Source organism: Novosphingobium sp. ZN18A2, assembly GCF_036784765.1.
Lineage (GTDB): Bacteria > Pseudomonadota > Alphaproteobacteria > Sphingomonadales > Sphingomonadaceae > Novosphingobium.
Window position 1 is genome coordinate 1,146,538 of sequence record NZ_CP136651.1, and the last position, 14,545, is coordinate 1,161,082.

At 65.4% G+C, this 14,545-nt stretch carries 14 protein-coding genes; 7 read left to right on the forward strand and 7 right to left on the reverse strand.

Annotation, left to right across the window (positions count from 1 at the left end; translation table 11 throughout):
- Positions 1-8: 8 nt before the first annotated feature.
- From RXV95_RS05660 to RXV95_RS05670, 3 genes are read right to left on the reverse strand one after another with little or no spacing between them, the layout of a single operon-like run.
- On the reverse strand, positions 9-1,172 hold the full coding sequence (locus RXV95_RS05660; RefSeq protein ID WP_338468042.1) for an FUSC family protein: 1,164 nt from the start codon (positions 1,170-1,172) through the stop codon (positions 9-11).
- Entirely contained in the window at positions 1,169-3,475 is a 2,307-nt protein-coding gene (locus RXV95_RS05665) for a UvrD-helicase domain-containing protein (protein ID WP_338468043.1), read from the reverse strand. Before RXV95_RS05665 ends, RXV95_RS05660 begins: the two co-directional genes overlap by 4 nt.
- Before the next feature lie 46 nt (positions 3,476-3,521).
- The gene (locus RXV95_RS05670) at positions 3,522-4,397 is read right to left on the reverse strand and encodes a LysR substrate-binding domain-containing protein (protein ID WP_338468044.1); all 876 of its coding nucleotides are present in this window, start codon (positions 4,395-4,397) and stop codon (positions 3,522-3,524) included.
- A 95-nt stretch (positions 4,398-4,492) separates the two neighbouring features.
- Between RXV95_RS05670 and RXV95_RS05675 the strand changes: the two genes are divergently transcribed.
- Positions 4,493-5,590 carry a YeiH family protein gene (locus RXV95_RS05675; RefSeq protein ID WP_338468045.1) on the forward strand — a complete coding sequence of 366 codons (1,098 nt, stop codon included), beginning with the start codon at positions 4,493-4,495 and terminating at the stop codon, positions 5,588-5,590.
- 27 nt (positions 5,591-5,617) lie between these two features.
- Here RXV95_RS05675 and gltX read toward each other — a convergent pair whose 3' ends face one another.
- From gltX to RXV95_RS05690, 3 genes are all read right to left on the reverse strand, one after another.
- Positions 5,618-6,955: a glutamate--tRNA ligase gene (gltX, locus tag RXV95_RS05680; RefSeq protein ID WP_338468046.1), complete on the reverse strand. Its 1,338-nt coding sequence runs from the start codon at positions 6,953-6,955 to the stop codon at positions 5,618-5,620.
- 119 nt (positions 6,956-7,074) lie between these two features.
- Positions 7,075-7,512 (reverse strand): hypothetical protein, encoded by a 438-nt coding sequence (locus RXV95_RS05685; RefSeq protein WP_338468047.1) that lies wholly within the window; start codon positions 7,510-7,512, stop codon positions 7,075-7,077.
- 103 nt (positions 7,513-7,615) lie between these two features.
- Positions 7,616-9,286 carry an NAD+ synthase gene (locus tag RXV95_RS05690; RefSeq protein ID WP_338468048.1) on the reverse strand — a complete coding sequence of 557 codons (1,671 nt, stop codon included), beginning with the start codon at positions 9,284-9,286 and terminating at the stop codon, positions 7,616-7,618.
- A 104-nt stretch (positions 9,287-9,390) separates the two neighbouring features.
- On the opposite strand from RXV95_RS05690, the gene RXV95_RS05695 reads away from it, so the two are divergent.
- On the forward strand, positions 9,391-10,326 hold the full coding sequence (locus RXV95_RS05695; RefSeq protein WP_338468049.1) for a ribose-phosphate pyrophosphokinase: 936 nt from the start codon (positions 9,391-9,393) through the stop codon (positions 10,324-10,326).
- A gap of 45 nt (positions 10,327-10,371) precedes the next feature.
- Here the strand turns inward: RXV95_RS05695 and RXV95_RS05700 are convergent, their stop codons facing one another.
- The gene (locus RXV95_RS05700; protein WP_338468050.1) at positions 10,372-11,313 is read right to left on the reverse strand and encodes a helix-turn-helix domain-containing protein; all 942 of its coding nucleotides are present in this window, start codon (positions 11,311-11,313) and stop codon (positions 10,372-10,374) included.
- Positions 11,314-11,487: 174 nt separating this feature from the next.
- On the opposite strand from RXV95_RS05700, the gene hisN reads away from it, so the two are divergent.
- From hisN to RXV95_RS05725, 5 genes are all read left to right on the forward strand, one after another.
- Entirely contained in the window at positions 11,488-12,270 is a 783-nt protein-coding gene (hisN, locus tag RXV95_RS05705; RefSeq protein WP_338468051.1) for a histidinol-phosphatase, read from the forward strand.
- Positions 12,271-12,296: 26 nt separating this feature from the next.
- Positions 12,297-12,755 (forward strand): gamma-glutamylcyclotransferase family protein, encoded by a 459-nt coding sequence (locus RXV95_RS05710; RefSeq protein ID WP_338468052.1) that lies wholly within the window; start codon positions 12,297-12,299, stop codon positions 12,753-12,755.
- An 87-nt stretch (positions 12,756-12,842) separates the two neighbouring features.
- Complete coding sequence (locus tag RXV95_RS05715; protein WP_338468053.1) at positions 12,843-13,082, forward strand: hypothetical protein; 240 nt, start codon at positions 12,843-12,845, stop codon at positions 13,080-13,082.
- Between the two features lie 172 nt (positions 13,083-13,254).
- Positions 13,255-13,809, forward strand: coding sequence for a hypothetical protein (locus RXV95_RS05720; protein ID WP_338468054.1), 555 nt, complete (start codon positions 13,255-13,257; stop codon positions 13,807-13,809).
- Between the two features lie 295 nt (positions 13,810-14,104).
- Positions 14,105-14,425: a hypothetical protein gene (locus tag RXV95_RS05725; protein WP_338468055.1), complete on the forward strand. Its 321-nt coding sequence runs from the start codon at positions 14,105-14,107 to the stop codon at positions 14,423-14,425.
- Positions 14,426-14,545 lie beyond the last annotated feature (120 nt).

The window sequence follows — 14,545 nt, forward strand, 5'->3', positions numbered from 1 at the left end:
GGCAGGCATTACTCGCCGTGGTCGGGCCGGCCCTCGACTGGTGGTTTGTTGCCGGGATGGGATACGGCGGCGGCGGGCGGAACCGGCGATGGAACCAGCCAGTGCCACGCGAGCAGGATCGGTTCCAGCATCGCCATGCCGAACAGGATGCCCGCCAGCCGCATCAGCGCGGGCGTGATCTCTGCCTCGGAAAGGTTGTCCGGCAGAAGCGTCACCAGAACGGCCAGCGTGAATTGCAGGCCGATATAGGCGCGCTGGGTCGGGCCGTTCTCTATATGTCGCCCGATCATGATGCCAATGGCGGTGCCCAGAAGGATGATCGCCGGATCGCCGCGCGCCAAAAGCACGAAGGCAAGCGACAGCAGGCCGCCCGCCATACAGCCCATCGCACGGTGCAGCAGGCGGCGGCTGACCGGAACAAGCCCGCCCGAGGGAAGCCCGGCCACTGGCACGATCATCACCGCCATGATCGTCACCGCGACCTGCGGCAGTACTTCAACGTTCCAGTATCGCGCGATTGCCGGCAGCACGGCCAGTGCAATGCCTGCCTGCGCCGCGTGGCGCGCGGCCTGCGGGTGCCAGCGCACCGGCACCGGGCGTGCGCTGGGCTTGCGCCATTCCCGCCGCGCGATTGCCCTTGCGGTAATGCTGACGAACACGCAGGCGGCGGTCCCGGCGGCAACCTCTATCAGTCGCGTGCGGGCGACCTGCCAGGTATCGAACGCCGGGTGGGTCAGCGCGTCCAGCAGGATCATTTCGAACGTGATGCCTGAGATGAACCAGGCATAGGCGCGCTTCTGCGTCAGCATGCCATAAAGGCCCATTGCGCCGATCGCGGCAGCCGCGACCATCGCCACGGGCAGCGACCGCGCGGCGAGCGGGAGCACAACCAGTGCCAGTCCCGCACCGATGGCCGTGCCGATCAGGCGCAGCACACCGCGCAGCACCGTTTCGGCAACGTCGCCCTTCATCAGTATGAAAGCGGTGAAGGCGGCCCAGCCGACCATCCCCGCGCCCAGTCGCCAGGCCAGCGCGATGGCGAGCATGACCGAAACGACGCAAGCCAGCTCGTCCGCCATGCGCGCATCGGGGGTGAGGAAATCGCGCACCGTCATGCGGAGCGCCGCGCGCGCCTTTCCGAGCGGCACGCCGAGGCGCGCCGGTCGTGTCAAGCAAGCCTCACGAAGCTGTCTATCACCCGTTTGCGGCCCGTCTGCTCGAAGTCGATCTCCAGCTTGTTGCCTTCCTGCGCGGCAACGGTGCCGTATCCGAACTTGTCATGGAACACGCGCGCGCCCACCGCGATGTCGCCGCGCGATTTCGCAGCATAGCTGGCCGCGCTGCGCGTGCTTTCAACGATGCGGCGGGGGGCCGGATCGTATTCGCGTGCCGCCGCGCGTTGCCAGCCGGGGCCGCGCGTCATCGCGTGGCCGGGCTTCGCGCGGGCGACGTCGGCAAATGGATCGGACTGTTCGGACCACTGCGCGCGCCACAGCGATGCGCCGCCGGTCAGCGTGGTTTCTTCCTCTATATGGTCGGCGGGAAGTTCGGCGATAAAGCGGCTGGGGATCGAACTGGTCCACTGGCCATAGATGCGCCGGTTCGCCGCGTGCAGGATCGTGCAGCGCCGCCTTGCGCGCGTGATCGCGACATAGGCAAGGCGGCGTTCCTCTTCCAGCGATGCAAGCCCGCCTTCGTCCATCGCGCGCTGCGAAGGGAAAACCCCTTCTTCCCAGCCGGGCAGGAACACCTGGTCGAACTCCAGCCCCTTTGCCGCGTGGATGGTCATGATCGTGACCTTCTCCTCGTCCGGGGACGCATCGTTGTCCATCACCAGGCTGACGTGTTCCAGAAAATCGCCCAGCGTTTCGTATTCCTCCATCGCGCGGGTCAGCTCGGCCAGGTTTTCAAGCCGCCCGGCCGCCTCGGCGCTTTTCTCCGCCTGCAAGACCTGCGTGTATCCGCTCTCGTCCAGCAGCGTGCGCGCCAGTTCCGCCGGGGTGAGGGCGGAACTTTCGGTGCGCCAGCGCGCAAAATCGCGCATCAGACCGGCAAGTGTATTGCGCGCGCGTGCCGGAAGCTCGTCCGTATCGCAGATTTCCACCGCCGCCGCGGCCAGCGGGATGCCGCGCGCACGCGCCAGCCGGTGCATCTTCTCCACCGTCTTGTCGCCCAATCCCCGTTTGGGCGTGTTGACGATGCGTTCGAAGGCGAGATCGTCCGAAGGCTGCGCGATTACGCGCAGGTATGCCAGCGCGTCGCGGATTTCGGCGCGTTCGTAAAACCGGAAGCCGCCCACGATGCGGTATGAAAGGCCGATCTGGATGAAGCGGTCTTCCAGTTCGCGCGTCTGGAACTGCGCGCGCACAAGGATGGCGATCCGGTCCAGCGGGGCGCCTTCGCGTTCCAGCCGCTCTATCTCGTCACCCACGCGGCGCGCTTCTTCCGGCCCGTCCCACACGCCGATCACGCGCAGCTTGTCGCCGCGCGGTGCCTCGGTCCACAAAGTCTTGCCCAGCCGCTCGGAGTTTGCGCCGATCAACGTGGACGCGGCGGCAAGGATCTGCGGGGTAGAGCGATAGTTCTGTTCCAGCCGGATCACTTTCGCGCCGGGGAAATCCTTTTCGAAGCGCAGGATGTTCGCCACTTCCGCCCCGCGCCACGAATAGATCGACTGATCGTCGTCCCCCACCACGCAGATGTTCTTGCGCGCCTGGGCCAGCAGGCGCAGCCACAGGTACTGCACCGCGTTGGTGTCCTGGTATTCGTCCACCATGATGTACTTGAAGCGCTGCTGGTACATCTCCAGCACTTCGCGGTCCTTGCGGAACACGTTGAGCATATGCAGCAGCAGGTCGCCGAAATCGCAGGCATTCAGCGTGCGCAGCCGTTCCTGATACTGGCGGTACATCTGTTGCCCGCGCCCGTTGGCATAGGCTTCGTTCTCCCCGGCATCCAGATCGTCCGGGTTCAGCCCCTTGTTCTTCCACCGGTCCAGCAGAGAGGCGAGCTGGCGTGCGGGCCAGCGCTTTTCGTCAAGGTCGTTCGCGGCGATCAGCTGTTTCAGCAGGCGCAACTGGTCGTCCGGGTCGATGATCGTGAAGTTCGATTGCAGGCCGACCAGTTCCGCATGGCGGCGCAGCATCTTCGCGCCGATCGCGTGGAACGTGCCCAGCCACGGCATCCCTTCCACCGCCGGGCCGATCAACTGGCCCACGCGTTCGCGCATTTCGCGCGCGGCCTTGTTGGTGAAAGTGACGCACAGGATCTCGCTCGGCCAGGCAAGGCGATTGCGCAGGATATTCGCAAGCCGGTGGGTCAGCGCCGCGGTCTTGCCCGTGCCGGCGCCCGCCAGCATCAGCACCGGACCTTCCGTTGTCGTCACGGCTTCGCGCTGCGGCGCGTTCAGCCGGTCAAGGAACGGGTCCGGTGATTCGCCGGCCGGGGAAGAGGGGGATTCGGGTGCTTGCGTCACCCGGAACGATTAGGGAACGCACCCGCGTTCCACAAGGGGCGGCCCGTCAATTTCCGTCGACCAGCGTCAGCAGCGCTTCGGCCGCCGCGCTGACATAGCGTTCCTTGTGGCGCAGTTTGAAGAATGGGCGCGGGCCAAGCGGGAAGGGCAGTTCCAGCAGTCGTCCCGCCTCGATTGCCCAGGCCACTACCAGCGATGAAAGCGCGGCGATTCCCGCGCCTGCCTCAACCGCGGTGCGCACGCCTTCGTTCGACGGCAGGGTAAGCGTGATGTCCAGCCGCGCCGGGTCTATGCCGTGCGCCGCCAGCGCCGCGTCGAAGCTGGCGCGCGTGCCCGAACCGGCCTCACGCGAGACCCACCGCGCCGCGCGCAGCCATTCCGCGTCAACCTTTTCGGGAAGGGGCTGGGAAGCGGTCTGCACCAGCATCAGCCGATCGGCGTCGATCTCGCGCACGGCAAGCGCAGGGCGATCCACCGGACCTTCGGCAAAACCCAGATCCGCGCTGCCGTCCTCCACCCGCGCGGCCGCCTGTTCGGAGTTGCCGATGGCAAGATCCACCGTGATCCCCGGATGGAGCGCATGAAAGCGCACCAGAAGCGGGGGAAGCCAGTAGGCAGCGATGGTCTGGCTGGCGACAAGGTGCAGCGTGCCGCGCGAAAGGCCCGCCATATCGTCCAGCACCGCTTCCGCGCTGGCGGCGCGCGCCAGAACGGCGCGTGCTTCGTCAAGGAACGCACGGCCCGCATCGGTCAACGCGATACCGCGCCCCACCCGGTGGAACAGGCGCACCCCGTGCCGCTGCTCAAGCGCGGAAATGGCCGAGGACGCGGCCGACTGCGTAAGGTTCAGCGCGCGCGCGGCGGCGGTCACGTGCTCGCGCTCTGCCACGGCGACGAAGATGCGAAGCTGTTCCAGCGTCATGGCAAACCAATCGCATATATCGATTGAAACCACAATTATGATGCGTTGGATTAATGCATTTAGTATCATCTAATGAGCGCATGAAAGGACATTTCATGGCTTCCATCGCTCCCCCGCGTCCCACGTTCATGGGCATCAAGTTTCCGTCGTTGAAGGAAATCCTTCCCGGCGTGCTGCTTTGCGCCGTGGTGACAGGCGCGGCCTATGCCGCGCAGTCGGTGGAAGTGGAGCTTGCGGGCAAGGCCTGGCTGGAAGCACTGGTGCTGGCCATCGTCATCGGCACGATCGTGCGCACCGCGTGGACGCCCAGCCCGATGTGGCACAAGGGGATCGACTATTCCGCCAAGTTCCTGCTGGAAGTTGCGGTGGTTCTGCTGGGCGCATCGATCAGCGCGGCGACACTGGTGGCCACGGGGCCGGCGCTGTTGCTGGGCATCGTCGCGGTGGTTTCCATCGCCATTCCTTCAAGCTTCCTGATCGGCCGGATGCTGGGCCTGCCGCATCGCATGGCGCTGCTGGTGGCCTGCGGCAACTCGATCTGCGGCAATTCGGCCATCGCCGCGGTCGCCCCGGTGATCGGCGCGGATAGCGAGGACGTGGCCGCGTCTATCGCCTTTACCGCCGTGCTGGGCGTGATCGTGGTGCTTGCGCTGCCGTTCCTGGGCGTGTGGCTGGGGTTGGCAGATCACGCATACGGCGCTTTTGCGGGCCTTACCGTCTATGCAGTGCCGCAAGTTCTTGCGGCCGCCGCGCCGATGGGGGCGCTGGCGCTGCAATCGGGCACGCTGGTAAAGCTGGTGCGTGTGCTGATGCTTGGCCCGGTCTGCATGGTGCTGGCCTTCGTCGCGCCTTTCCTGCCGCACGAAAAGGCGCCGGGCGATGAAGTGACGGCTGGCGGAGAGGAACGGCGCACCGGCCTTCCGCCGCTTTCCAAGCTGATGCCGTGGTTCATCATCGGCTTCCTGGTGATGATGGCGCTGCGTTCGTTCGACCTGATCCCGCACGAATTGCTGGGGCCGATCGGTTTCGCCTCGACCGCGCTTACCGTGCTGTCGATGGCGGCGCTGGGGCTGGGCGTGGACGTGCGCACCGTGGCGCGGGCGGGCGTGAAGGTGACGACGGCCGTTACGCTCTCGCTCGTCGCGCTGGGCACGCTCGCCTTCGCCGTTTTGCATCTTACCCACGCGGCCTGATTTTCGCCTCGCGGGCCGGCGGAACGGTCAGCCCGCCGCCTCGCGCAGCCGCGCAGTGGCCCGTTCGCGGCCGATCAGCGGAAGAAGCTGCTTCATGTCGGGGCCGTGGTCCATGCCGGTAAGCGCCTGGCGCAGCGGCAGGAACAACGCCTTGCCCTTGCGTCCCGTTCCGGCCTTCAGCGCGCCGGTCAGCGTGTGCCACGGATCGTCGCCCCAGTCGCCCGCTTCCAGCGTATCGGCGGCATTGGCCAGATAGCCGCGCGTCTCTTCGTCGAATGCGGGGGCATCCACCGGGCCGGTAACGATGCGCCACCAGTCCGCCACTTCGTCCATATGCGCAACGTTGGGGCGGATCGCGTCCCACGCATCCTCGCCCATGCCCTGCGGCAGCAGGTGCGAAACGCGCGCGTAAGGCAGGCGGTGGACGATCTGGGCATTCAGGCGGTGCAGTTCCGCTTCGTCGAACCGGGCGGGCGCGCGGCCGAATGTGGCAAGGTCGAACGTTTCGACCACTGCCGTGCGTTCTGCAATCGCCTCGACCGGCTGCGAGGTGCCCAGCCGCGCCAGCAACGCCACCAGCGCCTCCGGCTCTATCCCCGCCTCGCGCAGTTGCGCCACGCCCAGCGAGCCGAGCCGCTTGGACAGCTTGCCTTCGCTTCCCACCAGCAGCGCCTCGTGCGCGAAGCGCGGCGCTTCGGCGTTCAGCACATGGAACATCTGGATCTGCAAGGCGGTGTTGGAAACGTGATCCTCGCCCCGCAGTACGTCGGTTACGCCCATCGCGATATCGTCGATGGCGCTCGGCAGCATATAGAGCCACGATCCGTCGGCGCGGCGCACCACCGGATCAGACATCTGTGCGGGATCGAACTTCTGGTGCCCGCGGATGCCGTCTTCCCATTCGATCGGCGCGGCATGGTCCAGCTTGAAACGCCAGTGCGGGGCCACGCCCGCCGCCTCCTTCTCCGCCCGTTCCGCATCCGAAAGGTTCAGCGCGGCCCGGTCGTATATCGGCGGCAAGCCCCGCCCCAGCAGGATCTTGCGCTTAAGCTCAAGCTCTTGCGCGGTTTCAAAGCAGGGGTAGATGCGGCCAGCCTCGCGCAGCGTGGCAAAGCCCGTCTCGTATCGGTCGAACCGCGCGGACTGGCGTTCCTCGCCGTCAGGTTCCAGCCCCAGCCAATTCAGATCGGCGCGGATCGCCTCAACATATTCCTCGCGACTGCGCGCGGCGTCGGTATCGTCGATGCGCAGCAGGAAGCGACCGCCGGCCTTCTTTGCCAGCAGCCAGTTGTGCAAGGCCGTGCGGATATTGCCGACGTGCAGGTGCCCGGTGGGCGACGGGGCGAAACGCGTGGTAACGGTCATGCGCCGCCCTATAGCGACTTGGCCGCCTTGCGCTAGGTGCTGGCCGCGCTGCCTGGTGGTCCGATCCTGACATTCGCACCCCTGCCGGCCGGGTGGCGACGGATGTCAAAGTCAATCCACTAGGCGGCGGCCAGCGCGATGGCGAAGGCGACGCAGGCGGCGAACAGCGCCTCGTGCCGCTCAGGGCGCACGAATCCATTCAGGATATGTCCGAACGCCGCGCGATCGCCCTTTTCGGCCGTTCGCATCATTGCCGAGAGTGCAGCCTCGTCGGCGGACAGTCTGTCGCTGGATGTGTGGTGCGCGTCGAACGGCACGGGCCACATGCGATTTATGCAGCGCCGCAGCGCCGCGAATTCCAGCGCAGCGCCGAGACTGTGCAGGCGCAAGGCGATATCGGCCAGCGGATCGCGGCCTTCCTGCTCCATCTCGGACGAATGGCGCATCGACATCACGGCGTGCAGGGCGGGAAGCGGTTGTGACTGGATATTCACGGGGCGGGCCAGTGCGCGCAGCGCCTTGTCGAACCTGGGCGTTGCTTCGGGGCGGTCGGGCAATGCAAGTTCCTGATTACGAACGAATCGCACGGGAACCTAGTGCGCAAGGCCCAGTCGTCAAGTTTAATGAGAATTAATTGCAAGAACGTGAGGCGAAACGTGCCTAAGCCGAGCGGAATGCATTCGTGATCGGATATCGCCTGTCCCGGCCGAAGTTGCGCATGCCCAGCTTCACCCCCGGCGCGGCCTGCCGCCGCTTGTATTCGGCAACGTAAAGCAGCCGTTCGATCCGCGCCACGGTATCGCGGTCGAAGCCTTCGGACACGAGCTGGTCCACACTCTTTTCGTGTTCCACCAGGCCCAGCAGGATGCCGTCGAGCACGTCGTAGGGCGGCAGCGAATCCTCGTCCTTCTGGTCCTCGCGCAGTTCCGCGCTGGGCGGCTTGGTGATGATCCGTTCGGGAATCACTTCGCCGACCGGGCCAAGCGCAAAGCCGGGCCGCGCCCTGTTGCGCCATTTCGAGATTGCGAAAACGGTCGTCTTGTAAGCGTCCTTCAGCGGGTTGTAGCCGCCGTTCATGTCGCCATAGATCGTGGCATAGCCCACGCTCATCTCGCTCTTGTTGCCGGTGGTCACCAGCATCGGCCCGAACTTGTTGGAAAGCGCCATCAGCAACACGCCGCGGATGCGCGATTGCAGGTTTTCCTCGGTAAGGTCGGGTGATCGGCCCGCAAACACCGGCGCGAGCATATCGGTGAAACCTGCGACGGCAGGCTCTATCGGAATGGTGTCGAGCCGGGTGCCCAGCGCCTTTGCGCAGGCTTCCGCGTCTTCCAGGCTTTCGGGCGCGGTATAGCGGCTGGGCATCATCACGCACCACACCCGGTCCGGCCCCAGAGCATCGACGGCGATCGCCGCGCAAAGCGCCGAATCGATCCCGCCCGAAAGACCCAGCACCACGCCGGGGAAACGGTTCTTGTCCACATAGTCGCGCAGCGCGAGCACCATGGCGCAATAGATATCCTCCGGGTGTTCGGCCAGTTCGTGGACTTCGCCCGGCGCGCAGCGCCAGCGATGGCCCTTGCCCGCCGGAACCTTGTTCCAGCGGGTATCGACAACGGCCTCTTCCCAGTCGGGCATCTGCACCCAGACCGCGCCTTCGGGACCGACGACGAAACTGGCGCCGTCGAACACCACCTCGTCCTGCCCGCCCACGCGGTTGACATAGGCGAGCGGGATGCCGGTATCGATCGCGCGCCGCTTTGCCACGCCGTCTATCCGCAACTCGTCCTTGTCGATCTCGTAAGGGCTGCCGTTCACGCAGATGAAGATTTCCGCGCCCAGTTCGGCCAGGTGGCGGCATACGTCGGGGTGCCAGATATCCTCGCAGATCGGCAGGCCCAGCATCGCGCCTTTGAACAGCACGGGTTCGGGAAGGGGGCCGGGCATGAACAGGCGCTTTTCGTCGAACGTGCCGTAATTGGGCAGCTCGTACTTGAACCGCGTTGCCGCCACGCGCCCGCCTTCCAGCAGGGCAACGCCGTTATGCAGCGCGCCGTCGCGCACGAAAACGCTGCCCACCAGCATTGCCGGTCCGCCGTCTTCGGTGGCCGCGGCCATGCGTTCCAGTTCGATCGCGGCGCGCTCTATCAGTGCCGGTTTCAGCACCAGGTCTTCCGGCGGATAGCCGATAAGTTGCATTTCCGGGAAAACGATGAGGTCCGAGTGCAGCGATTTCTCGCGCACCTTCAACATCGCATCGGCATTGCCGGGAAGATCGCCCACCTTCTGGTTGAGCTGGGCGAGCGTAATGATCAGGCTGCTGTCTGGCATGAATCGCTGATTAGGTCAGTGGATGCCATTGCGGCAAGCGTTGCAATGCGCCTGTCATTTTGTATGGCCCCGCCAAGGGCAAGGGCACTAGGGATTCGCAGCAAATGAAGATCATGGCCGGTAACAGCAACCTGCCGCTCGCACGCGCGATCGCGGGTTATCTCGAAATGCCGCTGACCGATGCCAGCGTGCGACGCTTCGCGGACGAGGAAATCTTCATAGAGATCCATGAGAACGTGCGCGGCGAGGACGTGTTCCTGATCCAGTCGACCAGCTATCCCGCGAACGACAACCTGATGGAACTTTTGATCGGCATAGACGCGCTGCGCCGCGCATCGGCCCGGCGGATCACCGCGGTAATCCCCTATTTCGGCTATGCCCGGCAAGACCGGAAGCCCGGCCCGCGCACGCCGATTTCGGCCAAGCTGGTTGCCAACCTGATTACCGAGGCAGGGGCCGACCGTGTGCTTTCGGTCGATCTTCACGCCGGCCAGATCCAGGGTTTCTTCGATATCCCGACGGACAACCTGTTTGCCGCGCCGGTCATGGCCGCCGATATCCAGAGCCGCTATGGCGGGCAGGATCTGATGGTCGTTTCGCCCGACGTGGGCGGCGTGGTCCGCGCGCGCGCGCTGGCCAAGCGACTCGACAATGCGCCGCTGGCCATCGTCGACAAGCGGCGTGACCGGCCGGGTCAGAGCGAGGTGATGAACATCATCGGCGATGTGAAGGGCCGCACCTGCATCCTGATCGACGACATCATCGATTCGGGCGGCACGCTGTGCAACGCGGCGCAGGCGCTTCTGGACGAAGGTGCGGCAGGCGTTTCAGCCTATATCACCCACGGCGTGCTGTCGGGCGCCGCGGTTTCGCGGGTCGCCAACTCGGCGCTGAAGGAACTGGTGATTTCCGACACGATCCAGCCCACGCAAGCCGCGCTGGACTGCGAACGCATCCGCATCCTTACGATTGCCCCGCTGATCGGCGAAGCGGTGCGCCGCATTGCCGACGAAAGCTCCGTTTCCAGCCTGTTCGATTGATCGGGGGCGCGGCAGGCGTGCTGCGTCGCCGTTCGGCAAAAATGCCTATTCCCAAGGCCGGATCGCACCCGGCGCAAGCCGCGCGATCATCTCAAGCCGCCGGGACTGGCGGTTTTCCAGCGCCGCGGTCATCAACGGCTGGGGCCGGTTGACGAACTGGTTGGGCGACAGGCCGAACAGCGCGATAAATTCGCGGATCAGGTGGCTCTGGTCGTAATAGCGCAGCGCGATTTCCTCCGCCTCGGCCTGGTCGGCCACGCCGCGCATGTGGCTCGCCATGTCGAGCGCCCTTGCACGGCGCAGCACCTGTTTGGGCGGCATACCGAAGTCGCGGCTGACGATGCGCTGGAGGCGCTTCTGTTCCACGCCCAGATCCTGCGCGATCACCCTGACCGTGCGGCTGGGGTCGGTATAGGCGGCGGCTTCGAAACGGGCGGTAACCGGGTCCGGTTCGCGCCCGCCGCGCCGGTCCACCATCTCGCGAATCGCGTCTTCCATAGCGCATACCCATGTTTCCGGATCGGCGCCGGGTTCAAGGATCGAGAACATCGATTCGGACGATTCGCCGCACTGGTTCAGTGGCACGATGCAATCGAGCGTGTCTGCAATCTTCGGCCCCGCCAATGCGTGGCAGGCGCCCGGCCTGAAAGAGAAGCCGGTGCTGACGAAACCGCCCTTTACCCGGATCGGCATCCTGCGGGTATGCGGTCCACAGAAAATCGCCGCGCTTCCCAGCGAAAGCGGGCCGCGCTGGGTTTCGGCGTGCCATTGTCCCGAAAGCTGTATGCGGATGTTGGGCGTATCGTTGAACAGCCCGCAATCAAGCACATAGTCGTCAGGCGCGACGACCTTGGTTACATAAAGCCGGGCTATCCACGGTGCGAGGTCAGCGGCGGGTGCGCGGTTGTACGAGATCGGCTGACCGTCGCGCGTCAGGCCGCTGCCCGATGCGATCGCGCGGTCGATTGCCGGCCTGTTGTCGCTCATGTCTTGCCCTGTACCTTTGCTTATGCGCAATCCCTTGCCACGGCTCCGGTGACCGGGCTGTGCGCCCGTTCACTTATTGCTTACCACAAAAAGGGCCGAAGGCGGCGAAAATCGCAAGGTATGCCTTCCCGATCCTGCTTGACCGCGCACTGCCAGCGCGGGCACAGCCCGTTCATGAACCTCGATGACGATATCGTGCTGGCAAGCCGGCTTGCTGACGCTGCCGGTGATGCGATCCGCCCCTATTTCCGCAGCGGCCTTGCGTCCGAACGGAAGGGCGATGCCACGCCGGTGACGATGGCGGACCGCGCGGCAGAGGAAGCGATGCGCGCGCTGCTGAAGGCCGAAGCGCCCCGCGACACCGTGATCGGCGAGGAATTCGGCGCCAGCGCGGGAAAGTCGAAGCGCAGCTGGGTGCTCGATCCGATTGACGGCACCACCGCCTTCCTCGCCGGCCGGCCGCTGTTCGGCACGCTGATCGCGCTGGTGATCGAAGGCTGGCCGGTGCTGGGCATTATCGACCAGCCTATCCTTGGCGAACGCTGGATCGGCGTCTCGGGCCGGGCCACCACGCTGAACGGCCAGCGCGTGCAGACCCGCGCCTGCCGCGAACTATCGGACGCCAGCCTGGCGACCACCGGCCCGCAATATTTCGACGATCACGACGGCGCGCACTTCATGGGCCTTGCCGCGAAAACCGATCACAAGCGCATGGTGATGGGCGGCGATTGCTATAACTACGCGATGCTGGCCAGCGGCTTTATAGATGTGGTCTGCGAAGCGAACCTGAAACTGCACGACTGGGCGGCGCTGGTCCCGATCGTCGAAGGGGCGGGCGGCACGATGTGTGACTGGAACGGCGATCCGCTGCATTCGGGAAGCGACGGGCACGTGCTGGCGCTGGGCGATCCGGCGCGGCTGGAAGACGTGGTAGAGGCGCTGGCCTGCCATCACTGAACGCGGCGGGTGGAGAGACGAAAGCGATGCGTTTCTTCTTCTATGGAACCCTGCTGGCGGGCAGCGACAATCCGGTTGCCGCGCAAATCCACGCAAGACTCCAGCCCGCCGGTATGGCGAGCGTGAAAGGCGCGCTGTGGGCCATCCCCGATCCGCTCGGCTGGTTTCCTGCGCTGGTCGCGGATGAAGGCGCGGGCGCGGTGCGCGGAATGATCTATGAAGCGCGCGCGACCTTCGACGCGGCGGATCTGGCCCGCATGGACGCCTATGAGGATTGCGATCCGGCGCACGCTGATGCCTCTCTCTATTTGCGCCGCGCGTTTGCGGTGATGCCCGAAGTCGCGAGCGGCAGCCGCGGCGAGGCGCAGGTCTATGTCTGGAACCGCCCCGTGCCCGATGGCGCGCGCGCGATCCCCGGCGGAGATTTTCGCGCGTGGCTGGCGGCGGAAGGGCTGGCGCAGTTCACCGGCCTGCGCGAGGGCTGAACGGCCCCATTGCGCCATTCGGCCCAACGCGGAGCCTCTACCGGCGGCCTTGTTGACTCCGCCGGATACGAGGCAGAAACTGCCGATGTGGAGCAATATCTTACAGGCCTTCTCCATCCGGCGAGCGTCCTGGTCAGCATCGGGGCGTTTTGCGGCCTTGTCGCATCGTTTTACTGGCTGAAGGTTGTGCGCGCGCACGGCAGGAATGCAACGTCGATCGGTCTGCGATTTTCCAACGATATTCGCGGCGCCGCGGCATGGACCGCGCTGGCCATGGGCCTGGCATCACTGGGCTATCTGCTTGGCCGCCTGACAGGGGAATTCTGACGGTAATCGCGTGCCTGGCGGATTCGCCACGCCGCAGGACAGGAGACGTAACCGCAAATCGGCCCTGGCCCACCGGCGCAATGAACGCCGATCCGCATTGCCCGGAAGCCTGCGCTGGCCGTGGCCCCATCATGGATGGACTTGCGTACCCGATTGAGCAGGAGGACAGCATATGCCGACATCAGGCGGTTCCCGCCCCATCCGCGAAGCGGTGGCCTATTTCGATACAGCCAAGGACATAGAGGCCGCGATAGACGAGCTTCTGCGATCGGGTTTCGACCGCGCGGAAGTGAGCCTTCTGGCAACCGAAAGCGCGGTGGAGGAAAAGCTGGGGCACAAATATCGCAAGGTATCCGAACTGGAGGACGATCCGGCGGTGCCGCGCACGTTCTATGTGCCGACCGAATCCATCGGCGGGGCGGAAGGGGCGCTGATTTCCGCGCCGCTCTATCTCGCGGCCTTCTCCACGATAGGGGCGGTCGTCGCTTCGGGCGGATCGTTGCTTGCCGTGATCGCGGCGGCGGTCGCCGCCGGCGGGGCTGGCGGAGCGCTGGGCACGGTGCTTGCGCGCCTTGTTGGCGATCATCATGCGCAGTACCTGCAGGAACAGATGCGGCATGGCGGGCTGCTTCTGTGGGTCCGCACGTGGGACAAGGCCGATGAGGAGCGCGCCGTGGCCATCCTTACCCGGCACACCGGGCACGACGTTCACATCCACGACGGTTGAGCGAGCCGCCGGCAACGGCGGCATCATTGTGTGCCGCCATACCCGCTCTATTTTTTCGCCGCTACGTTGCGTCGGTTTTCTACCGTGTTCCACCTTCTTGCGGGAAAATCGGGCGGGCTGGCGACGGTGCGTTCAATGCGGCCGTCACGTCGCCCGGCCATGCAGGAAATTCGCGCTGCGGGAACAGGCAGGCCGCTTCGCGTGTTTGGAACGCAATCGCTGTCCGGTTCGCCCTTGCCGGGCGCACGGGAAGTGCCGGGCAGGGAAGTGCCGGGAAAGACTAGGAGAAATTCCGATGAACACAATTACGGGTCTTTCGATTGCCGCTTTCGCCGCCATCGGGCTGGTGTCCGCGCCGGCCTTGGCAAAGCCCCACGCGAGGCATGACGCCCAGCCTGCCGCGCAGATCGTCAAGCGCGATGCACGCGGCCACGCCACTGTCGTGCGCATCAACGGCAACGAATACGAAGTGTGCACAAAGCAGATGACAGACAGCTGCATCAACCCGCGCCAGGCCGGTCTCAACTGGGGCAACCGTCCGCTGGGCTATTGGCCGGGCAAGCCCGCTAGCGACTTTTCCGGCAAGATTCCGCCGAAGCCGGTCCCGGGCGTCTAAGACCCTGAACTGCGGGCGCCGCCTCGAACGAACGCTGGCGCAACCGAGACGAGAATCATAGGGACTGCCGGGTTTTAGGCCAGGTGGAGCCGAGAATGGGGCTGTTGCGAAACCCGGAGC

What these genes read in the sequence shown, in the direction of transcription:
- RXV95_RS05710 (WP_338468052.1), top strand. Translation starts at nt 12,297, where the DNA reads ATGCGTTTCTTCTTCTATGGAACCCTGCTGGCGGGCAGCGACAATCCG.
- RXV95_RS05720 (WP_338468054.1), top strand. Translation starts at nt 13,255, where the DNA reads ATGCCGACATCAGGCGGTTCCCGCCCCATCCGCGAAGCGGTGGCCTAT.
- RXV95_RS05670 (WP_338468044.1), bottom strand. Translation starts at nt 4,397, where the DNA reads ATGACGCTGGAACAGCTTCGCATCTTCGTCGCCGTGGCAGAGCGCGAG.
- gltX (WP_338468046.1), bottom strand. Translation starts at nt 6,955, where the DNA reads ATGACCGTTACCACGCGTTTCGCCCCGTCGCCCACCGGGCACCTGCAC.
- hisN (WP_338468051.1), top strand. Translation starts at nt 11,488, where the DNA reads ATGAACCTCGATGACGATATCGTGCTGGCAAGCCGGCTTGCTGACGCT.
- RXV95_RS05675 (WP_338468045.1), top strand. Translation starts at nt 4,493, where the DNA reads ATGGCTTCCATCGCTCCCCCGCGTCCCACGTTCATGGGCATCAAGTTT.
- RXV95_RS05700 (WP_338468050.1), bottom strand. Translation starts at nt 11,313, where the DNA reads ATGAGCGACAACAGGCCGGCAATCGACCGCGCGATCGCATCGGGCAGC.
- RXV95_RS05690 (WP_338468048.1), bottom strand. Translation starts at nt 9,286, where the DNA reads ATGCCAGACAGCAGCCTGATCATTACGCTCGCCCAGCTCAACCAGAAG.
- RXV95_RS05695 (WP_338468049.1), top strand. Translation starts at nt 9,391, where the DNA reads ATGAAGATCATGGCCGGTAACAGCAACCTGCCGCTCGCACGCGCGATC.
- RXV95_RS05725 (WP_338468055.1), top strand. Translation starts at nt 14,105, where the DNA reads ATGAACACAATTACGGGTCTTTCGATTGCCGCTTTCGCCGCCATCGGG.